The organism is Microcystis sp. LE19-84.1B, from assembly GCF_027531875.1.
Taxonomy (GTDB): domain Bacteria; phylum Cyanobacteriota; class Cyanobacteriia; order Cyanobacteriales; family Microcystaceae; genus Microcystis; species Microcystis panniformis.
Genome location: NZ_JAPZSR010000082.1, coordinates 1 through 19,765, shown reverse-complemented (window position 1 = coordinate 19,765; position 19,765 = coordinate 1). Strand labels below are relative to the sequence as shown.

Genomic DNA, 19,765 nt, shown 5'->3' with positions numbered 1-19,765 from the left:
TCTTGATTCCTTCGTCCCTCCCATCCTGATAAAAAATATATGAGCAATAATAGACCTAAAATTATAGTCTTAGATGATGACCCGACAGGTTCCCAAACAGTCCATAGTTGTCTGTTATTGATGCGGTGGGATGAAGATACTCTCCGCTTGGGATTGGCAGATAATGCGCCAATTTTCTTTGTTTTGACCAATACTCGCGCTTTAACCCCCGAAAAAGCCGAGTCTGTCACCAGAGAAGTCTGTCATAACCTGAAAACTGCCTTAACTAAAGAGGGAATCGAGGATTTTTTGGTGGTTAGTCGTTCCGATTCTACCCTGCGCGGGCATTATCCGATCGAAACTGATGTTATTGCCGAAGAATTGGGCGGTTTTGATGCACATTTCCTGATTCCAGCCTTTTTTGAGGGGGGTAGAATCACTCGCGATAGTATTCACTATTTAATCATCGATGGCGTTCCCACTCCCGTCCACGAGACGGAATTTGCTCGGGATTCGGTTTTTGCCTACCACTATAGTTATCTGCCGGATTATGTGGAGGAGAAAACGCAAGGGAAAATTAAAGCAGATGATGTAGAGAAATTTTTACTGGCAGATATCCGTCAAGGTAGTTTAGAACGACTGCAAAAGCTCAAAAATAATCAATGTGGGGTGGTAGATGGGGAAACTCAAGCGGATCTCGATCGCTTTGCTGAAGATATTTTAACCGCCGCAGGGGAGGGAAAAAAATTTTTATTCCGTAGTGCCGCCAGTATTCTAACTTCTTTGGCTAATTTAGGAACTCAACCGATCGCACCCGAATCTATGGGTAAGTATAAGCCCACGGGGGAAGCCGGGGCAATTATCGTCGGTTCCCACGTCAAAAAAACTAGCCAACAATTAGATGAACTGCTTCAACAACCCAACACCGTCGGAGTCGAAATCGATGTGACGGCATTGCGCGATCGTCCCGATCAACGAGATCAACTCCTAGCACAAGCTCTGGAAAAAGTCAAGCTTATTCACAAAAATAAACAAACCCCCGTTATCTATACCAGTCGGCAAGAGTTAACCTTTGCTTCTGTGCAGAAACGTCTTGATTTTGGGGTTGCCGTCTCCACCCTGTTAATGGACATTGTTAAGGGTTTACCCAGTGATATCAGTTTTTTAATCAGTAAAGGCGGAATTACCTCTAATGATGTCTTAAGTACGGGTTTAAGCCTGCAATCGGCCCGTTTACTCGGTCAGATTCTCCCCGGTGTCTCCATGGTCCGCACAGCAGCTGATCATCCCCTCTTTCCTAATTTACCTGTGGTTCTTTTCCCGGGTAACGTTGGTGATGTCCAAGCTTTAGCCACAGTTTATCAACGTTTGTGTCAATAGGAGGCAATCAGTGATCAGTGAGCAGATATGAGTTCTTGTAGGTTCTTGTAGGGTGCGTTAACGAAGTGTAACGCACCTAATCTATGGTTATTCAATAATTGATTTAATGGTGGATTACGCTGCGCTAATCCACCCTACGGGGGGTTAAAATTATTATTCTTCCCCTATTTCTTCGGTTATGCTACAATGCTTGTGAAGCAGCATAGACTTTTACTTCCTTCTCTAAACGTTCTCTGAGCCTATCTTTTTCTACTTCAATATCATACCTTGTTTGAAGATTCATCCAGAACCTTTCAGACATACCAAAATAACGGGAAAGCCTTAAGGCAATATCAGCAGTAATTCCTCGCTTTTCCTCGATAATTTCCTTGATTTGCTCTATTGGTACATTAAGATCTTCTGCCAAACGTTCTTGGCTAATTTCCATCGGTTTGAGAAATTCTTCTAACAGAATCTCACCAGGATGAATGGGGGCTAATAATTTTTTCTCAGTCATGATTATTGAGTAACAATTAATGATAATCGACTATTTCTAGGCGTTGCCATTTTTCCAAATAAAACAGATCCGCCACTGATCGTTAATTCGGATACTATGCTGATTTTTTCTATCTCCTGAGAGTTTTTCCAACCGATTAGATGGAGGAATGTATAAATCCTGTAAAGTTTCGGCCGCGTCTAAAACTTCTAGCTTTCTCCGAGCATTTCGTTGAATATCTTGAGGTAATTTTCGTGAAAATTTACGTTTGAATACTTGCTCTGTCTCCTTAGATGCAAAACTCTTAATCATCAATAATTAGCAAAATGCACTACTATCATATCATCTTAGTGCGATCATCGATCTCATGCTAACGTTATCACTGAAACTAGGCTCAGGTCCAGGCAGCATGGGAGTCAAGCGATATCCCTGTTCTTGATACCAGTCATCCACCAGGACATAAATAATAGTCAAGAGGGTGGGAGCATCTATCCTATTCATGGGAGGCCTCATGCTTTGGAGTGATTACCTTTATCGTGACGCCTCCCTTTGATTTTACAAACCTCTCTATCTCACATCAGCCGCAATTCCTAATTCATAATTCATAATTCCCACTGCTGCTGGCTGCTCAAGGTTCATAATTAAAGAAACATCTATACTGATAGCCAGTTAATTTTTATGAAAACTGTTGCCGATAAGGACTTGAAAAGGCTAGAAGACTTAATTATCAACGGACAAAAAGCGATCGAAACTCGTTTCACGGCGATCGAGAATAGTATCGTCGAAATTAAAGCTGATATTGGCGAAATTAAAGCTGATATTAAGGAAATCAAGCAAGATGTTAAATCCCTAGAGATAGGACAGGCAAAATTAACCGAAAGAGTCGAAGGGATGGATAATCGCCTCAAAATAGTGGAGGGCAGTCAAAAAAATCAAATTTGGGCATTAATAACCATTTTAGGCGGTTCACTGATTACCGCTTCCGTCGGTTTGCTGATCGCTATTTTGCGCTTTGTCTTTTTTAAGTAAAAAATTATCTTTATGGATGAAACTAAAACCGAAATAAATCAAGAAATCGACCTAGAAACCGAAAAAATTGAGCCATCAGCCTCGGTCATGGAAAGATACGCCCAAATTCACTTAAAAAGTGAGGGCGAGAAATTGGTGCTAATTTTACCCAAAACTGGCGCCGGGGAGACAAGTCAGGATTGGACAGATATCTTGACAGGATTGAAATATTATCTCCGTAATAGCGGTCAAAACTGCCCAGCTAGAACACCAGTACACCTACGGGCGAGCGATCGCCTGATGGATACCCGGCAACTACAAGCGATCGCCACAATTTTAGACAGCGCCGAATTACCCCTACATACCATCCAAACCCAAAGAAGACAAACCGCAGTGGCAGCGGCAACTATGGGTTACAACGTCGAACAAATGCGAGCGAATGCCACGGTTTTCGGGGACGAGCAACCGCTGCCATCCCTCCTCGCCGAACCTTTGTACTTAAAAACCACCCTGCGATCGGGTGTAGAAATCCGTCACCCGGGTACAGTTATAGTCATGGGCGATATCAACCCCGGCGGATCGATCGTCGCTGATGGCGATATATTAGTTTGGGGGAGTTTACGCGGTGTGGCCCATGCGGGATTCCGCGGCGATCGAGCAGCGGTAATTATGGCCCTGCGAATCGATTTAACTCAACTGAGGATCGCGGAATTAGTGGCACGGGCCCCGGCTTTAAAAAGCGATCGCATGGAACCAGAAATCGCCTGTATCAGCGAAGGAGGAATCCGCATCATTGGGGCTTATAATTTTTCCAGAACCTACACCTTTAAAGATCAAGTGGGATGGGTCGAAAAAAAGTGACCAGTGACCAGTAAACAGTGATCAGTGACCAGTGATCAGTAAACAGTGATTCAGTGACTGGTAAAAATGGCGATTAACTGCGTTGAAATGAAAAACTCTATCAAACCAATAACTGATAACTGATAACTGATAACTGATAGCTGATAACTGATAACTGATAGCTGATAACTGATAACTGATAACTGATAACTGATATAAATTATGGCTCGTGTAATTGTGGTGACATCGGGAAAGGGAGGAGTCGGTAAAACGACGGTAACGGCGAACTTAGGTTCAGCTTTATCTCAATTAGGCTGTCGAGTCGCCCTTGTCGATGCCGATTTCGGACTAAGAAATCTCGATTTATTGTTAGGATTAGAACAGCGTATCGTTTATACTGCCCTCGATGTGGTGGCGGGAGATTGTAGCCTTGACAAAGCTTTAGTTAAGGATAAAAGACAGGAAAATCTGGTTTTATTACCAGCAGCACAAAATCGCACTAAAGAGGCGATTACTGCCGATCAAATGAAGGATTTAGTCGCCCAATTGTCAAAAAGTTACGACTATGTATTGATTGATTGCCCAGCGGGAATTGAAATGGGTTTTCGCAATGCGATCGCTGCTGCCCAGGAAGCGATCATCGTTACTACCCCAGAAATGTCGGCGGTGAGAGATGCTGATCGCGTGGTGGGATTACTAGAAAGCGAGGATATTAAGAGTATCCGTCTGATTGTCAACCGGCTGCGGCCAGAAATGATCCAACTTAACCAGATGATCAGCGTCGAGGACATTCTCGACTTATTGGTAATTCCCCTGTTAGGGATTATTCCCGACGATCAAAGAATTATTATTTCCACTAATAAAGGGGAACCATTAGTATTAGAGGAGAAGACTTCTCTCCCCTCCATGGCCTTTAGAAACATTGCCCAGCGTTTACAGGGTCGCGATGTGCCGTTTCTAGATTTAATGGCCGGTCAAGAAGGTTTTCTTACTCGTCTGCGTCGTCGCTTGTTTGGGCCTTAAACTCTCTCATCTCAATCCCTTAACCTACTATGAATGACCTGATCGATAAACTTCTAGCATGGCGCGGTTCGGGCAAAAGTGGCGACCAAGCTAAAAAACGCTTAAAACTTATTCTGGCCCATGATCGCGCCGATCTTAGTCCCGAAATTCTCAATATGATGCGTCAAGAAATCTTAGAAGTGGTCAGTCGTTATCTTGATATCGACACCGAGGAAACCGAGTTGCTCCTAGAAAGTGACCAACGAACTACAGCCCTGATTGCTAATTTTCCGATTCGTCGCATCAAACGCCGTCCTTTAACCGAGAAATTGCCATGAAAACTCAACCGATCGAGCTTTGGCTTAGTCTAGCGGTCAGTCCCTTTCTTTTATCCTATCTGACCCTGGGTTCCCTCAATCATTGGTTAATTGAATTGGGCCGGGAAAGTGAGGAATTGTTTCGCGGCGATCGCTTGCCCCTTCTCAATATTCCCGATCAGTTACCGGTCAACAGTGACCAATAATCCAAGAAAAAAATCCTTTTGCCCCCTGAAAAGAGGCAATAATAGTGAAATTTTTGTTAAAAATCGGAAAAAATGTGATTCTTTGGCATATAATCTCATTTTTGACCAACCCTAAAGAACTAATCCCGATCTATCAGTGATCAGTGATCAGTTATTGGTTTGATAGAGTTTTTCATTTCAAGGCAGTTAATCCCTATTTTCACTGATTACTGTTTACTGATTACTGTTTACTGATTACTGATTACTGATTACTGTTTACTGTTTACTGATTACTGATTACTGAAATTATGAGCGTCCTTGTCCCCTCAACCGAAACCGAACAGGATATTTTCAGCACTTCCAACCTGTTTCTGCAGCAAAGACTGAAATTAATCGAAGATTTATGGAAAGAAGTCTTAGTCTCCGAATGTGGTCAAGAATTAGTCGATTTACTGGAATTACTGCGCCATCTCTGTTCTGAGGAAGGACAAGTGACCGATGATAGTCCGGAAGCAATGATCGCCAAAATGATCGAAGACTTGGAACTAGGGGAAGCGATCAAAGTTACCCGCGCTTTTGCCCTCTATTTCCAGTTAATAAATATAATCGAACAACACTACGAACAAAGGGATCAGCAACTACTGCGACGGACGGTGATCGGGGAAGAAAACGAAAGTCCCAAGACAGACCCACCGCAAAAAAGCCTTTTAGCCACCATTGTTGGGGCTGATTGGCTAGAAAAAACCCTGAACGAGTCCGATCACTCCGGCCCAAAATCGGGACTATTTCACTGGTTATTTCCCTATCTCAAACAGGTGAACGTCCCCCCCCAGGAAATCCAGCGTCTTCTCGATCAGTTAGATATTCGTCTGGTTTTCACGGCCCACCCCACAGAAATTGTCCGTCACACCATTCGCATTAAACAGCGCCGCATCTCGGGCATTCTCGAAAAACTCGACCAAGCAGAAGAAATCTTTCGCAGTATGGGGTTAACTAACTCCAGAGAAGCACAAACAGTCACCAAACAGTTAAAAGAAGAAATACGTTTCTGGTGGCGAACAGATGAACTACATCAATTTAAACCCACTGTCGTCGATGAGGTGGATTATGCCCTCCACTACTTCGATGAAGTTCTCTTCGATTCCCTACCCCAGTTAACCCTGCGTCTGCAGCAAAGCCTACAATCCTCCTTTCCCCGTTTACAAGCGCCGAAAAATAACTTCTGTCGCTTCGGTTCTTGGGTGGGGGGGGATCGGGATGGCAATCCCTCCGTTACCCCCGAAGTCACCTGGAAAACCTGCTGTTATCAGCGCAATCTGGTTATTAAAAAATATCTTGATGCTATTCGCGACCTGACCAGTATTTTAAGTGCCTCCCTGCACTGGTGTCACGTCTTGCCGGAGTTGCTGGACTCCCTGGACAGAGATAAACAGCAAATGCCCGAAATCTATAGCCAGTTAGCAATCCGCTACCGTCAGGAACCCTATCGCCTCAAATTGGCCTTTATTCAAAAACGTCTGGAAAATACACGCGATCGCAATAATCGCCTCAATGACCCGGAAGAACGACAATTATTAACTAAACTCAACGAAACCAACATCTATCGCTCCGGTTCCGAGTTTTTAGCCGAATTACAGCTATTACAGCGCAGTCTCTTGCAAACCGGTCTTTCCTGTCAAGAACTCGATCGACTGATCGCCCAAGTGGAGATTTTTGGCTTTGTCCTGACTCAGTTAGATTTTCGGCAAGAATCCACCCGTCACGCCGAATGTATCGAAGAAATCGCCGCCTATCTCGGAGTTTTACCCAAACCCTACGGCCAATTAAGCGAATCAGAAAAAATCGCCTGGTTAGTGGCGGAATTAAAAACCCGTCGGCCGCTAATTCCCCGGGAAATGCCCTTCTCGGAAAGAACCTGCGAAACCATTGAAACCCTGCGAGTTTTAAGAAGTCTGCAAGGGGAATTTGGTCTGGAAATCTGCCAAACCTACATTATCAGCATGACCAACGAGGCCAGCGATGTGCTAGAAGTGCTGTTATTAGCCCAAGAAGCCGGTTTATACGACCCCGCCACTAGCCGCAGTTCCCTCCGCATTGTTCCCCTCTTTGAAACCGTCGATGACCTCAAACACGCCCCCGGCATCATGCAGACTTTGTTTGAATTGCCTCTCTACCGGGCAGCCCTAGCCGGCGGTTACGACCATTTAGGGGCTTTAAACGGGGAGGAAGTGACCCCGGAACCGGCCATCCTCGAACCGGGTAATTTACAGGAGATTATGGTGGGTTACTCCGATAGTAATAAGGATTCCGGCTTTTTAAGCAGTAATTGGGAAATTCATAAAGCCCAGAAAGCTTTACAAAAAACCGCTAAACAATACGCCTTGGATCTACGTCTTTTTCATGGCCGGGGCGGTTCCGTCGGTCGGGGTGGTGGACCGGCCTACGCCGCTATCCTCGCCCAACCCCGGGGAACGATTAACGGTCGCATTAAAATCACCGAACAAGGCGAGGTTTTAGCCTCGAAATACTCTTTACCAGAATTGGCCTTGTATAACCTCGAAACGGCCGTAACGGCAGTCATACAGGCAAGTTTACTGGGCAGTGGTTTTGATGATCTCGAACCCTGGAATCGCATCATGGAGGAGTTGGCCACCCGTTCACGGCAAACCTATCGCAGTTTGATTTATGAAGAACCGGACTTTTTAGACTTCTTTCTGTCCGTAACTCCCATTCCTGAAATTAGTCTTTTACAGATTAGTTCCCGACCAGCGCGCCGGAAAAGTGGTCAACAGGATTTAAGTACCCTGCGGGCAATTCCCTGGGTATTTAGTTGGACCCAAACCCGTTTTCTTTTACCAGCTTGGTATGGTTTAGGGACAGCTTTACAGATGTTTCTCGATGATTCTCCTAGCAGAAATTTGGAATTGTTACGCCATTTTTATCACAAGTGGCCTTTCTTCCAGATGGTGATTTCTAAGGCAGAAATGACTCTATCGAAGGTGGACCTACAGATGGCCTATCACTACGTCAGTGAACTTTCTAAACAGGAAGATCGAGAACGTTTTCAACGTCTGTTTGAAAGGATCAAAGAGGAATATAATCGCACCAGCGAGATTGTTCTCCAGATCACCGGCGAGAAACATTTATTAGATAATGATCCGAGTTTACAGCGCTCGGTGCAGTTACGCAACGGTTCGATCGTTCCCCTCGGTTTCCTACAGGTGTCTCTCCTGAAACGTTTACGTCAATACAATAGTCAAGCTCAATCCGGTGTGATTCATTTCCGCTATTCTAAAGAGGAGTTGTTAAGGGGCGCTTTAATGACGATTAATGGTATTGCCGCAGGGATGAGAAATACCGGTTGATTACAGATAGTTAATGGTAGTTTTCGGGTGGTTATCTTGAAGGTAATCCACCCTATTTTTGTGATTTGTCAACTTTTTGTAGAACTTCTGAGTAACGCACAGAAAACGGGTTTCTCGGAGAAACCCGTTTTCTACTCATGCACTCATGCAAAAAGGGGAATAAATAATCAGTCTTTAATAACCAGATTTAGTATTACTTCCGATTTTATCACTCAATCCAAGCTTTTGGGGGGTTCTATTGGCTAATATTACTATCACTTATTGACTAAAAATAAAGATTTTACCGCTAACAGTTGACAATTGATCATCGACCCCGAAGAGAAGCAATTAAGCTCACTGGTGTGTCGGAAGATTAGAGATTGTGCCAAAATGGAGAAAGTGACCCAAGGATTACAGGTAAATTGTTTAAAAAAGGATCGAGTAACCGTGACTGATACGAACTTAGATATACTATCCCTGACGGATCCAGCGATCGCAGGGATTTTGCAAAAAGAACTGCAACGTCAAAGAGATCACCTAGAATTAATCGCTAGTGAAAACTTTACCTCGGCTGCGGTCATGGCCGCCCAGGGTTCGGTTTTAACCAACAAATACGCGGAAGGACTGCCAAAAAAACGCTACTATGGCGGTTGCGAATACATTGACGAAGCGGAACAATTAGCGATCGATCGGGTTAAAAGACTATTTGGGGCAAACCACGCTAACGTACAACCCCACTCCGGGGCCCAAGCTAATTTCGCCGTTTTCCTGACCCTCTTGCAGCCCGGCGATACGATTATGGGCATGGATCTCTCCCACGGTGGTCATCTTACCCACGGTTCCCCCGTTAACGTTTCTGGGAAATGGTTCCGAGTAGTACAGTACGGAGTAAGTCCCGAAAGCGAACGCCTTGACTACGATCTCATCCTTGACATCGCCCGCAAGGAAAAACCCAAACTAATTATCTGCGGTTATTCTGCCTACTCGCGCCGGATTGATTTCGAGAAATTCCGCGCCATCGCTGACGAAGTGGGGGCCTACCTGATGGCAGATATCGCCCATATTGCCGGTTTAGTGGCCACTGGTCATCATCCTAATCCCCTACCCCACTGTGATGTGGTCACTACCACCACTCACAAAACCCTGCGCGGCCCTAGGGGGGGGTTAATTATGACCAAAGACGAGGAATTAGGCAAAAAATTCGATAAATCCGTCTTCCCCGGTAGCCAAGGCGGACCCCTAGAACACGTGATTGCGGCGAAAGCGGTGGCTTTTGGGGAGGCCCTGAAACCGGAGTTTAAAATCTATTCGGGCCAAGTAATCGCTAATGCCCAAGCTTTGGCAGGTCAGTTGAAGGCTAGAGGGATTAAAATTGTCACTGATGGTACGGATAATCACTTGATGTTACTCGATTTAAGATCCGTGGGCATGACCGGAAAAGAAGCCGATCGCTTGGTGAGTACGATCAATATTACCGCTAATAAAAACACTGTTCCCTTCGATCCCGAGTCTCCCTTTGTTACCAGTGGTCTGCGCTTGGGTTCCCCGGCTATGACCACCAGAGGACTAGGAGAAACGGAATTTATCGAGATTGGCAACATTATCGCCGATATTCTCCTTAATCCCGGTGATGAAGCCCTGAGAACTGCTTGCCGTCAACGGGTAGGGAAACTCTGTGAAAGCTTCCCCCTCTATCCCCATCTCCATATTTCCGTCCCCGCCTTGGCCTAAAACGAGAGATAATAAAAATTCATAATTGGCGATTGCCTGTCAGTGGCCAATTGTGAATTAAATCGCCCCCCAATTCCCATGTCCGGAGATTTATACTATCTAATTGCTTTTCTGATCGCCCATACCGTGGTACTTTGGAGTACGCCCCTCGTCAGAACCGTCGGACTGAAAAGCGGTTACGTCGATAAACCCAACGAAAGGAAGGTCCATGAAAGGCCTATGGTTCGACTGGGGGGAGTTTCGATTTTTGTCGGCGCTTTAACTGCCCTCCTGATCGTTTGGTGGTTGGGAGGGTTTGCTGGTTTAAACAGCGATCGAGAATGGGAAGTGTGGGGCGTAACCCTAGGCGGTTTGGGTTTTTTCCTCATCGGTTTAGCGGATGATCTTTTTAATCTTTCGCCCCTCAATCGTCTGGTAATGCAGTTTAGCGTCGCTTTTCTAGCTTGGCAAGCCGGCGTTAGGATCGATTTTCTCTCTATTCCCTTCGGCGATTTATTACAAATTCATTGGCTAAGTTTACCGATTACTCTCCTCTGGTTAGTGGGGATGGCTAATGCGATTAACTGGATTGACGGTTTAGATGGATTAGCGGCGGGAGTTTCGGGTATATCTGCCGTGGTTATTTTGATTGTAACTTTGGTGATGGGACAACCGGCCGCCGCTATTATCGCCGCCGCTTTAGCGGGTGGGGCCTTGGGTTTTCTGCGTTACAATTTTAACCCCGCTCAAATTTTTATGGGGGATGGTGGGGCCTATTTTATGGGTTTTACCCTGGCGGGTGTGGCGGTGATTGGATTGGCTAAAACCACTGCTGTGACTACTGTTGCCGTTACCGCCGTCTTACTACCCTATCTCATCCTCGCGGTTCCTCTCCTCGATATGTCCACGGTGATTATTTCCCGTCTCAAACGCGGAAAATCCCCTTTTGTGGCTGATAAACGTCATTTACACCATCGTTTACTGAAAGCTGGTATCTCTCACCGTCTGACAGTGTTATTTATCTACGCCCTAACTCTCTGGGTGGGCAGTTTAGCCCTCGGTTTTTCCAATGTTCCCAGTGGTTGGGGTTTTGCCTTTGGTGCGACTCTCCTCCTCGGTTACGTCGGTTGGCAAGTCTGGCGCAATCGTGGCAGTGAACCGTAAGCCATCTTAAACTAGAAAAAAGATTAATAATTAAGATAGCGGCAGGATAACTCTGGGAGTTTAGCAAATGTCTAACGAAACCGTAACTTATTCCCTTGAAACGGTCCTCAAGGAAATCAAAGACAGCATCAAGGAAGTCAACCACAAAGCTGATAGAATCGATCAACGTCTGACAAAATTAGAAATCGGACAGGCAGAACTTAAAGGAGAAATTAAAGCTTTAGATGAGCGACTAAGCACAAAAATTGACGGATTGACCGCTAGAGTTGCCTATCAAGAGTTTACTAATCGAGGCATTTTGATCGCCCTTGTTGTTGCTATTTTAGGAGGAGCAGCTAAACTTTTTGGGTTTATTGGCAACCCCTAGAAGTTGCCCTTAGCATCATAAATTTTTCCTATCTTATTTTTTCAGCAAACCCTAATTAAAGTTATCAAAAGTAGCAGTTTAGCAAATGTCTAACGAAACCGTAACTTATTCCCTTGAAACGGTCCTGACAAGGATTGAGGGAAAAATCGACTCTTTACAAAGAGATGTTAATGAGCGTCTCACTAAGCTAGAGATAGGACAATCAGAAATAAGAGGGGATATTAAAGCCCTAGATTCTAAAGTTATGGAAATAGAAAAGCGTATTGATGACCTGAATGCACGGGTGAATATTACCAATAATGGGTTTCTTGGCATTGTCGGAATTTTGGTGACAGGAATACTAGGCATTCTGGGAAAAATCGTCTTTTTTCCTAATCCCTAAAAGTTATCCTTAGTCTTGCATATCGGCAATTTTGATGCCTTGTCGATTAGAGAAAAAATCAGCAAAAGTAGGAGTTTAGCACAATGTCTAACGAAACCGTAACTTATTCCCTAGAAGCAGTCCTGACAAGGATTGAGGGAAAAATCGACTCTTTACAAAGAGATGTTAATAAGCTAGAGATAGGACAATCAGAAATAAGAGGGGATATTAAAGCCCTAGATTCTAAAGTTATGGAAATAGAAAAGCGTATTGATGACCTGAATGCACGGGTGAATATTACCACTAATGGATTTCTTGGCATTGTCGGAATTTTGGTGACAGGAATACTAGGCATTCTGGGAAAAATCGTCTTTTTCCCTAATCCCTAAAAGTTGTCCTTAGTCTTTGTTTACTCTACAATTTTCAAGGATACAGAGAAAAATGATCTGCAAAAATCCCTCTTTCCGTTCTCCTCTCTGCGACTGTAGCGCCTCTGCGTCAAACAAAAAATATAAAACTCATGCCCTAATCACAGTAATTCTATATTGATTTTCTGTCACCACAACTTCAGTTGATAACCTTTCTTCCATTGGTAAGGCATTTTTCCGTCTATCAAAGATAAATAACCAACCAAAATCTAAACCCAAACGTGCTAAATAAGATTCTAATTGTTCAATTCCATCAGCTTGGGGATTGCGTTTTTTATCCCGCCATACTTTTAATTCAATCCCTAAAATTACATCTTTATACTGCAAACATAAATCCATTCTATCACTACCAATTGCATATTCCCTTTCTAAAACCCCCCCACCATTAACCACACGATGTAAAAAAGCCATTAATACAATATGGGGGGCAATTTCATGGTAAGCAGCACTACTTAATAATGGTTCGACCTGTTGTCGCCAAAACTTGATAAATGCTGTTAATAAACCATCTATATTTAATTCACCTGTTGTAGTCAACCAACTAGGAATAATTAAAGGTAAACTGTCCTGAGTTCCTTGGACTAAAACGCGGGGAATAACTTCACGATATATGGGGTTAGAAATAACTAATCCCCCCATCGGATCACGTCTTAATAATCCTAAATCTATTAAATATTGGCGATCATCTGCTAGGGTATCGGGTAATGTTTGCCCTGCTAAAATCGGTTCAATAATGTTTTTAACTCGTTTTTCCCTGAGTCTTTCCGCTAAACTATCTAAATGAGTATCTTGACGATCTATTAATATTTCTTTGGCTGTTAAAATGTGTTCTTTAGTAATAGCAATACTTCTATCTTTTACCATTTTTTCTACAATTTCTTTAGCTAAAGCATTGACTAACCAAGGTTGTCCTTGGGTTAAATCATAAGCTGTTTCTATTGCTTCTGGTGTGAAAATTTGTCCAGTTGCTGCTGTATGTTGTTGATATAATTCTCCCACTTCTGCAAGATTAAAATTTCGCATAGTAAGAGAAGCAACTTTTATATTAAAAGGACTAGATGTATTTAATCTATCACTACCTCCCGATGCTACTTTATAATCTCGCACATCTCGTAAACCAATTAATCCTACTGATGAGGGAAAATTTTCTGGACGGTTAGGAAAACCATCTCTTAACTGTCGTAAAACTGATATTAATGTTTGGTCTTGTAAAGAGTCAATTTCATCTATAAATAATACTATGGGACGATTGATAGCTTTTGCCCAACCTCTTAAAAAAGCCTTTATTCTGCTTCCTGGTTCTTCCTGTTGCCATTGTTTAACAGGTGGTTGGAAATCTTCAGGTAAACTATCTTGAATTGTATTATACCAAGTTCCTAAAATTGCCAATTCTGCGGCACTAGGATCATGATTAAATGCACTTCCTACTTCTACGGATACCATGACTGCGGCATAATTTCCGATGTCGGTAAGTTGTTTTGCTAGGGATAACATGGCTGTGGTTTTCCCCGTTTGTCGTGGTGCGTGAAGGACAAAATAACTACGTTGTTGAATTAGCTCCTCTAAATCTGGTAATCTGACTGCGGGAGAGAGCATATAGTGGATATCGTTGGAACAGGGACCGGCAATATTAAACCAGCGAGTCATAGAATTTTGGTAATAGGTGAACTCTTTAAGTTTACACTATCTATAATTATGTTGGTATCAAGCAAGATTTTCATAGGTTATGTTTCTCCCTTAAATATTCATATTTAGCTGGTTCTGGATCAAAGTCTGCTGGAATGGCAGGGGCATTTTCAAATAAACCCTGAAATGCTTTGATCCTAGATTTTCTTTTTGGTGTTTCTGGTGCTGGTTCAGTGGTTGGGGTTGTGGTATGATCAAGGGTGTCTGTGGCTGCCCAAACTACAATTTCCACGTTTCTGGGGGGTAAATTCAGGGGTTCGGTAATCAGCAACTTACCAGATTGATCAATTTTTCCTTTGAGTTTGTATGCTTGCATGATGTTTTTTTAGGACTTACGCAAGACGTGGCTGAACGCCTTATTCTTGCGTAGGGGTAATTCATGAATTACCCCTACTTTCGGTCTTTTTTGCGTAAGTCCTGTTTTTATGATAATCTATTTTTAGATGATATCATATTGATCAAAATTCACTCTCTAAATTTGGGTTTAAATTATGATAACTACACTAATTGAACGGGAAGCAGAACCAATTTTAATTAGTGACTTAACCTGGAGAGAATTTAAAGCTGTTGAACAGCTAATTGAGCGCCCATGGTTAAGGTTATCTTTTTTAGATGGAGTTTTGGAGATTAGAAAAATGCCAAGGAAAAAACACGAAACTATCAAAAAACGTATTGCTTCTTTAGTAGAAATTTATTTGGAATTTTTGGGATTAGATTTTACTCCTACTGGTTCTGTCACCTTAGAAAATGAATTTGAAAAGGTTAAAAAAGAAGGTGATAAATCCTATGAGTTGGGAGCAAATAGAAAACATCCTGATTTAGTGATTGAGGTGGTTGTTAGTAGTGGAGGAATTAATAAACTGGAAGCATACAAACGGTTACAAATTCCCGAAGTTTGGTTTTGGATGAATGATGAGTTATTGTTTTATAGCTTAGGAAATGATGGTTATGATGCTGTTAGTAAATCGCAACTTTTACCAAGTTTAGATGTAGGTTTATTGCTGCGTTGTATTAATATAGAAAATCATGCTCAAGCCCTGCGAGAATTTAGAGCCGGGATAAAAATTATTGAACCAACATAACAATATAAAATGGTGGTTTTCCCGCCTATCTAAAGATTATGTCGGATTAAATAATTGGCTGAGTTGTCAAGATTTTTAGACTGCCAAGATAAATTATCTATCTCAGTCCAAAATGGATGTCCTTTCTTGATAATGTGTCTTTCTGCTACTAACATTATTATTCGTTGTCTTTTAACTCAGCTATAATCTTTTCTGTCTTTGTTTTCGACCTTCTTAATCCGTAAATTCGAGAACAAAAAGAGGTAATAATGGCTATTAAATCTGACATCAACTCATCTGGGTTATCCTCACTTTCATTGACAATCTCCAATTTTTTATCTAGTTCTTTTAACAAGATTTCTAGATAATTAGTCCCAAATCTGGCTAGACGGTCTTTGTGTTCAACAATTAAAACATTATAATTGGGGTCAACTAGAATTTTGGCTAATTGTTGGCGATTATCGTTTAATCCACTGCCTACTTCTTTGACAACTTTGTAGATTTTGTAGCCTCTGGCAACAGCATAATCTTTTAATCGGTCAGCTTGTCTATCTAGATTGTCTTTATTTTCAGCACTGGAAACTCTTGCATAAATGCAAGCTATCAAGTCGGGTTTTGAAGGGTTGTCATCCGTTATGATAATTGTACCAGAAGGCAATTGATAACCTGTTAGATTCCCTTGTTTCCACCATCTCCAAGCCGTTCGATAACTTATTCCTGCTTTTTTTGCATAGTCTGATAGTTTCATGTCTATGTATTACCATGCTTGACTATATCTGACAATATTTGTCTTGAAACTTTACAATACCCTCCGCTCAAAGACAGGGACAACCTTTGATCCTAGCCCATCGATAGAAAAACTACTATTAGGGCCACTGGTAGCAACAAGGTGAACGGTGACAGAACTTAACGGCCTATGATTAAAGAAACGAGGAATCAGAACCCTAAATAAATCCTCGCTTGCCTTGATTCTCCCTGATAATTATGGGACTTTTTGCCCGTCACCAAAACCTCCATCAGTGGTTTAAATCCCAACACTTCGGACGTAGCGCGACCGATAGTCGTTATGCTTTACTGGTAGCCTGTTTAATCGGAATTCTCTCCGCCCTTGCCGCTATTATTCTGAAATTGGGCATCGGTTGGTTAGGTGGTTGGCGGGTGCATCTAGTAGCCAATTCCTCTCCTTTCCTAGTTTTGCCCCTCGGCGGTTTTCTGCTTGGTTACAGCGCCGGCTGGATTGTCGAACACTTCTCCCCCGCGGCCGCCGGGGGTGGTATTCCCCAAGTAAAAGCGGCCTTAGCTAAATATCCTTTGCCCCTGTCTTGGCGCGTCGCCCTAGTAAAAATGATCGGGGCGATCCTGATCCTTGGCGGTGGTTTAACCCTTGGTCGTCGGGCCCCCACGGTACACATCGGAGCAGCCCTAGCAGCCCAATTAAGCGTCTGGCTGCCCACCAGTCCCGATCACCGTCGTCAGATGATCGCAGCCGGGGCAGCTGCTGGGTTAGCGGCCGGTTTTACTACTCCCATCGCCGGCGTCCTCTTTGTGATCGAGGAATTAATGCGCGATGTTTCCAGTATGACCCTAGAAACGGCGATCGTGGCTTCCTTTACCGGGGCCGTGGTTTCGATGATGCTGCAGAATACCCCCTCGATTATCACTGAATATGCCAATATTAGCTTCTCTGCCCAAGAAATACCCATTTATTGCCTTTTGGGGGCTTTAGCGGGCTTATTGGGGGCTTTATTCAATCAAGGCATCCTTTTTTGTAGTCAGATGCAGCGGCGTTGGCGGTTATCTTTAGCTTGGCGCATCGGTCTGGTCAGTTGCTTATCGGGAACGGTAGTGGCTTTTTTACCCGACTTTTTTCGAGATAATACGGGTTTACGCGAATTTTTGCTGGCAGGGGAATTAAGTTGGCAGAATACCGCCCTCGCTTTTGTGGTCTATTTTTTCCTGACGATGATCTCCTATAGTTCTGGCGCACCGGGAGGACTCCTCGCCCCCGCTTTGGTGTTGGGATCCTGTTTGGGGTTTCTGGTGGGGGGAATCGAGACGAAAATGATGGGTTTCGGCAGCGAACCTAGTTATGCTTTAGCCGGTATGGGGGCCTTTTTTACGGGAGTAGTCAGGGTTCCAGTAACGGCGATCGTGATTGTCTTTGAACTGCATCACAATTTTAATGTTGTGCTGCCCCTGATGTTGACCTGTGCCGTTTCTTATATCACTGCCGAAAGCATTCTACCCGGTTCTCTCTATCAGCATTTACTTTCCGCTAGTGGTATTATTCTCAACGAGGAAACCCCTGCTAATGATGTGCTGGCCCATCTGTCGGCTATAGATGTGATGCAATCCCAGGTGGAAATTCTGCCGGCGGATTTACCCCTGGGGGAAGTGGTGAAAATTATGTCCCGTTCCCATCATCGCGGTTTTCCCGTGGTGGAACAGGGGCGACTATTGGGGATTTTTACCCAAAGTGATCTGGATAAATGGCGATCAAAAAACAGTCAAACCGTCCTGCGGGAGATCATGACTCCCAATCCGATTACGGTGGCCCCCCAGGCAGCTTTAAGCGATGTTTTATTTCTCTTAAATCGCTATCAGCTTTCCCGTTTACCCGTTACCGACGGTCAAAAACTGGTGGGGATCATCACCCGCACCGATATTATCCGGGTGGAAGCTGATCAATTGGGGGGGGTTTGTCAACTGCCCCAACCCAGTACTCCTTCCTATGTGGTTTATCAAACTCGTTCCCCGGCTGTGGGAATAGGCCGGATTTTGTTACCTATTGCCAATCCCGACACCGCTACCGCTTTGTTTAAAATTGCCGCCGCAATCGCCCGTGAACGCAATTATGAGATAGATTGTCTCTATGTGATTACCGTGCCTCGTCTTAGTTCTCCGGCGGAAGTAAAGGTAGATACGCGGGAAGGACGCAAATTACTTCATCGTCTGGAAAGATTAGCCCGACAGCAGAATATCTCTGTTCATACACAAATTTCTGTGGCTCAGGATATCGCCGACGGGATTTTGGCCACGATTCGCGAACGACACAGCAATTTATTAATTATGGGTTGGACGGGGGAAAAATCGACTACTGGGGCGATTTTTGGGTTTTTAGTCGATACTTTGATCGCCCAAGCTCCCTGTGAAACTATCTTGGTAAAATTGGGAACAAAGGATTGTTTTCCCAACGATCTTAATCGGGAAAGGATTTGGCTGATTCCCACCGCCGGCGGTCCCAATGCCCAACGAGCTTTAGCATTATTGCCTAGTTTGCTGTCTTTGTCCGAGTCTTCGGATCATCCCGAAATTTGGTTATGTAAAATCTATTCTCCGACGGAGTTACTGCCAGATCTGTCTATTTTGGAAGTTTTACAAGCATCTTTACCAAAAGCGATCGCACAGCCGATTGTGCCTTTACCGATTCCTTCGGCCTCTCCGGCCGAGGCAATAATTAATCTGGTAGAATCGGAGGATTGTTCTTTGGTGCTTTTGGGTGCATCTAGGGAAAGTTTGCTCAATCAGTTCTTAAATGGCAATATCCCCTCGACGATTGCCCGTGCGGTTAATTGCACTGTGATTCTCGTGCGAGGGGAATTATCAGATTAGGTTATGAGCTAGGCGGAAGCTAAAGTTAAACCGAAGGGTACGGTGTTGTCAATTTTCGCCCCTTGACTTTCCTCTAGGGAATGGGGATAAAATATTTCCCCGTCTAGTTGACCGTCGGAGTCATCGTCATCCCCATCGCTGATATAAAGGCGCTCACAGGGGATGTTATCGGAAAGGATGGCGCTGGCCATCATCCCCGTATGAATCTCTAAGAAAGCTTCCGATAGGGCCTCAAATACTAAACGCTGCCCGGGGAAAACCACCCTTTCAAAATACCAGTTAGCAATATTGGTGATGCGAACAATTTGAATATGACTGGTCGCATTGACATAGCAACAAAGAATACTATTTTTCTTGCCGTTGGGGAGGGGATCGAGAATCTGTGCCATAGCAATTGGGGTGATCTTAAAGTGGGTTTGTCATCGCTCCTTCACCGTAACATCCTTTGATCCCCGATAGTTGTAAAGATGATTACATTACTCTGATAAAAATCTACCGATAGCTTTTTCTGGTGATAGAAAGCGGTTTTTATTAAAAAATCATTAAATTTAACTAATGCCTAGTTTTGGCTATTTGTCAAGGGGGAAACTACGTTTTTTTGCTGTTTTTCTTGATTTTTTGCCCAGCTATTTATCGCTCAATTTTGTTGAAGGTTTCAGGATTATAGAAACTGCGGTAATTTTTGTCAAGTTAGATACCTCTTGCTGTTGACATCCTCGCCGCCCTAAAAGTGCGGCGATTCCTAAACCTCACGATTTAAGTTTCTGCTTCCACCACCGTCGCATACCACAGTTAAAAAACCATGTACTGTCTTACACAGAGTCCACAGACTTTCGCCCCATTTCA

Annotated in this window: 20 protein-coding genes and 1 pseudogene; 14 read left to right on the top strand and 7 right to left on the bottom strand. The window is 43.7% G+C overall.

What is annotated here, in order from left to right; translation table 11 throughout:
- The first annotated feature begins 39 nt into the window (after nucleotides 1-39).
- Nucleotides 40-1,359, top strand: coding sequence for a four-carbon acid sugar kinase family protein (locus O9324_RS04830; protein WP_288139591.1), 1,320 nt, complete (start codon nucleotides 40-42; stop codon nucleotides 1,357-1,359).
- A gap of 181 nt (nucleotides 1,360-1,540) precedes the next feature.
- Here the strand turns inward: O9324_RS04830 and O9324_RS04825 are convergent, their stop codons facing one another.
- The 3 genes and pseudogenes from O9324_RS04825 to O9324_RS04815 all read right to left on the bottom strand — a co-directional run bounded on the left by O9324_RS04825 (nucleotide 1,541) and on the right by O9324_RS04815 (nucleotide 2,335).
- Nucleotides 1,541-1,855 (bottom strand): HigA family addiction module antitoxin, encoded by a 315-nt coding sequence (locus O9324_RS04825; RefSeq protein ID WP_002733868.1) that lies wholly within the window; start codon nucleotides 1,853-1,855, stop codon nucleotides 1,541-1,543.
- 16 nt (nucleotides 1,856-1,871) lie between these two features.
- Nucleotides 1,872-2,146, bottom strand: a pseudogene (locus tag O9324_RS04820) (type II toxin-antitoxin system RelE/ParE family toxin).
- 30 nt (nucleotides 2,147-2,176) lie between these two features.
- Nucleotides 2,177-2,335, bottom strand: a complete 159-nt coding sequence (locus tag O9324_RS04815; protein WP_002744779.1) for a hypothetical protein — start codon at nucleotides 2,333-2,335, stop codon at nucleotides 2,177-2,179.
- A gap of 177 nt (nucleotides 2,336-2,512) precedes the next feature.
- Here O9324_RS04815 and O9324_RS04810 point away from each other — a divergent pair, with 177 nt between their 5' ends.
- From O9324_RS04810 to O9324_RS04760, 11 genes are all read left to right on the top strand, one after another.
- Complete coding sequence (locus O9324_RS04810) at nucleotides 2,513-2,863, top strand: hypothetical protein (protein ID WP_287630398.1); 351 nt, start codon at nucleotides 2,513-2,515, stop codon at nucleotides 2,861-2,863.
- A 12-nt stretch (nucleotides 2,864-2,875) separates the two neighbouring features.
- Nucleotides 2,876-3,703: a septum site-determining protein MinC gene (gene minC, locus O9324_RS04805; RefSeq protein ID WP_002764794.1), complete on the top strand. Its 828-nt coding sequence runs from the start codon at nucleotides 2,876-2,878 to the stop codon at nucleotides 3,701-3,703.
- Between the two features lie 201 nt (nucleotides 3,704-3,904).
- Nucleotides 3,905-4,705, top strand: a complete 801-nt coding sequence (gene minD, locus O9324_RS04800) for a septum site-determining protein MinD (RefSeq protein ID WP_002764793.1) — start codon at nucleotides 3,905-3,907, stop codon at nucleotides 4,703-4,705.
- 29 nt (nucleotides 4,706-4,734) lie between these two features.
- Nucleotides 4,735-5,022, top strand: coding sequence for a cell division topological specificity factor MinE (minE, locus tag O9324_RS04795; RefSeq protein ID WP_002764792.1), 288 nt, complete (start codon nucleotides 4,735-4,737; stop codon nucleotides 5,020-5,022).
- On the top strand, nucleotides 5,019-5,207 hold the full coding sequence (locus O9324_RS04790) for a hypothetical protein (RefSeq protein WP_002764790.1): 189 nt from the start codon (nucleotides 5,019-5,021) through the stop codon (nucleotides 5,205-5,207). Before minE ends, O9324_RS04790 begins: the two co-directional genes overlap by 4 nt.
- A 287-nt stretch (nucleotides 5,208-5,494) precedes the next feature.
- The gene (gene ppc / locus O9324_RS04785) at nucleotides 5,495-8,551 is read left to right on the top strand and encodes a phosphoenolpyruvate carboxylase (RefSeq protein WP_288139590.1); all 3,057 of its coding nucleotides are present in this window, start codon (nucleotides 5,495-5,497) and stop codon (nucleotides 8,549-8,551) included.
- 426 nt (nucleotides 8,552-8,977) lie between these two features.
- Nucleotides 8,978-10,261: a serine hydroxymethyltransferase gene (gene glyA, locus O9324_RS04780; RefSeq protein ID WP_288139601.1), complete on the top strand. Its 1,284-nt coding sequence runs from the start codon at nucleotides 8,978-8,980 to the stop codon at nucleotides 10,259-10,261.
- A gap of 78 nt (nucleotides 10,262-10,339) precedes the next feature.
- On the top strand, nucleotides 10,340-11,404 hold the full coding sequence (locus O9324_RS04775; protein WP_002744764.1) for a glycosyltransferase family 4 protein: 1,065 nt from the start codon (nucleotides 10,340-10,342) through the stop codon (nucleotides 11,402-11,404).
- A 67-nt stretch (nucleotides 11,405-11,471) separates the two neighbouring features.
- Nucleotides 11,472-11,771 (top strand): DUF4164 domain-containing protein, encoded by a 300-nt coding sequence (locus O9324_RS04770; protein WP_271991946.1) that lies wholly within the window; start codon nucleotides 11,472-11,474, stop codon nucleotides 11,769-11,771.
- Nucleotides 11,772-11,856: 85 nt separating this feature from the next.
- Nucleotides 11,857-12,153, top strand: coding sequence for a DUF4164 family protein (locus O9324_RS04765; protein WP_288139589.1), 297 nt, complete (start codon nucleotides 11,857-11,859; stop codon nucleotides 12,151-12,153).
- A gap of 83 nt (nucleotides 12,154-12,236) precedes the next feature.
- Nucleotides 12,237-12,521 carry a hypothetical protein gene (locus O9324_RS04760; RefSeq protein ID WP_002764782.1) on the top strand — a complete coding sequence of 95 codons (285 nt, stop codon included), beginning with the start codon at nucleotides 12,237-12,239 and terminating at the stop codon, nucleotides 12,519-12,521.
- Nucleotides 12,522-12,650: 129 nt separating this feature from the next.
- Here the strand turns inward: O9324_RS04760 and O9324_RS04755 are convergent, their stop codons facing one another.
- Nucleotides 12,651-14,207: an AAA-like domain-containing protein gene (locus tag O9324_RS04755; protein ID WP_288139588.1), complete on the bottom strand. Its 1,557-nt coding sequence runs from the start codon at nucleotides 14,205-14,207 to the stop codon at nucleotides 12,651-12,653.
- 70 nt (nucleotides 14,208-14,277) lie between these two features.
- The gene (locus tag O9324_RS04750; RefSeq protein WP_288139587.1) at nucleotides 14,278-14,562 is read right to left on the bottom strand and encodes a hypothetical protein; all 285 of its coding nucleotides are present in this window, start codon (nucleotides 14,560-14,562) and stop codon (nucleotides 14,278-14,280) included.
- A 175-nt stretch (nucleotides 14,563-14,737) separates the two neighbouring features.
- On the opposite strand from O9324_RS04750, the gene O9324_RS04745 reads away from it, so the two are divergent.
- A complete protein-coding gene (locus O9324_RS04745; protein WP_288139586.1) occupies nucleotides 14,738-15,328 on the top strand; it encodes a Uma2 family endonuclease in 591 nt (196 codons plus the stop codon).
- A gap of 157 nt (nucleotides 15,329-15,485) precedes the next feature.
- On the opposite strand, the gene O9324_RS04740 is transcribed toward O9324_RS04745, so the two are convergent.
- Entirely contained in the window at nucleotides 15,486-16,055 is a 570-nt protein-coding gene (locus tag O9324_RS04740) for an IS607 family transposase (RefSeq protein ID WP_288139585.1), read from the bottom strand.
- 236 nt (nucleotides 16,056-16,291) lie between these two features.
- Between O9324_RS04740 and O9324_RS04735 the strand changes: the two genes are divergently transcribed.
- Nucleotides 16,292-18,919, top strand: a complete 2,628-nt coding sequence (locus O9324_RS04735; RefSeq protein WP_288139584.1) for a chloride channel protein — start codon at nucleotides 16,292-16,294, stop codon at nucleotides 18,917-18,919.
- Nucleotides 18,920-18,927: 8 nt separating this feature from the next.
- On the opposite strand, the gene O9324_RS04730 is transcribed toward O9324_RS04735, so the two are convergent.
- Entirely contained in the window at nucleotides 18,928-19,308 is a 381-nt protein-coding gene (locus tag O9324_RS04730; RefSeq protein WP_288139583.1) for a DUF1830 domain-containing protein, read from the bottom strand.
- Nucleotides 19,309-19,765: the final 457 nt, after the last annotated feature.

Excerpts from the sequence above, each read along its gene's own strand:
- O9324_RS04730 (WP_288139583.1), bottom strand. The coding sequence starts at position 19,308 with ATGGCACAGATTCTCGATCCCCTCCCCAACGGCAAGAAAAATAGTATT.
- O9324_RS04765 (WP_288139589.1), top strand. The coding sequence starts at position 11,857 with ATGTCTAACGAAACCGTAACTTATTCCCTTGAAACGGTCCTGACAAGG.
- O9324_RS04740 (WP_288139585.1), bottom strand. The coding sequence starts at position 16,055 with ATGAAACTATCAGACTATGCAAAAAAAGCAGGAATAAGTTATCGAACG.
- O9324_RS04830 (WP_288139591.1), top strand. The coding sequence starts at position 40 with ATGAGCAATAATAGACCTAAAATTATAGTCTTAGATGATGACCCGACA.
- minD (WP_002764793.1), top strand. The coding sequence starts at position 3,905 with ATGGCTCGTGTAATTGTGGTGACATCGGGAAAGGGAGGAGTCGGTAAA.
- O9324_RS04735 (WP_288139584.1), top strand. The coding sequence starts at position 16,292 with ATGGGACTTTTTGCCCGTCACCAAAACCTCCATCAGTGGTTTAAATCC.
- O9324_RS04770 (WP_271991946.1), top strand. The coding sequence starts at position 11,472 with ATGTCTAACGAAACCGTAACTTATTCCCTTGAAACGGTCCTCAAGGAA.
- O9324_RS04760 (WP_002764782.1), top strand. The coding sequence starts at position 12,237 with ATGTCTAACGAAACCGTAACTTATTCCCTAGAAGCAGTCCTGACAAGG.
- ppc (WP_288139590.1), top strand. The coding sequence starts at position 5,495 with ATGAGCGTCCTTGTCCCCTCAACCGAAACCGAACAGGATATTTTCAGC.
- O9324_RS04790 (WP_002764790.1), top strand. The coding sequence starts at position 5,019 with ATGAAAACTCAACCGATCGAGCTTTGGCTTAGTCTAGCGGTCAGTCCC.
- O9324_RS04810 (WP_287630398.1), top strand. The coding sequence starts at position 2,513 with ATGAAAACTGTTGCCGATAAGGACTTGAAAAGGCTAGAAGACTTAATT.
- O9324_RS04745 (WP_288139586.1), top strand. The coding sequence starts at position 14,738 with ATGATAACTACACTAATTGAACGGGAAGCAGAACCAATTTTAATTAGT.
- O9324_RS04815 (WP_002744779.1), bottom strand. The coding sequence starts at position 2,335 with ATGAATAGGATAGATGCTCCCACCCTCTTGACTATTATTTATGTCCTG.
- minC (WP_002764794.1), top strand. The coding sequence starts at position 2,876 with ATGGATGAAACTAAAACCGAAATAAATCAAGAAATCGACCTAGAAACC.
- O9324_RS04775 (WP_002744764.1), top strand. The coding sequence starts at position 10,340 with ATGTCCGGAGATTTATACTATCTAATTGCTTTTCTGATCGCCCATACC.
- O9324_RS04750 (WP_288139587.1), bottom strand. The coding sequence starts at position 14,562 with ATGCAAGCATACAAACTCAAAGGAAAAATTGATCAATCTGGTAAGTTG.
- O9324_RS04825 (WP_002733868.1), bottom strand. The coding sequence starts at position 1,855 with ATGACTGAGAAAAAATTATTAGCCCCCATTCATCCTGGTGAGATTCTG.
- minE (WP_002764792.1), top strand. The coding sequence starts at position 4,735 with ATGAATGACCTGATCGATAAACTTCTAGCATGGCGCGGTTCGGGCAAA.
- O9324_RS04755 (WP_288139588.1), bottom strand. The coding sequence starts at position 14,207 with ATGACTCGCTGGTTTAATATTGCCGGTCCCTGTTCCAACGATATCCAC.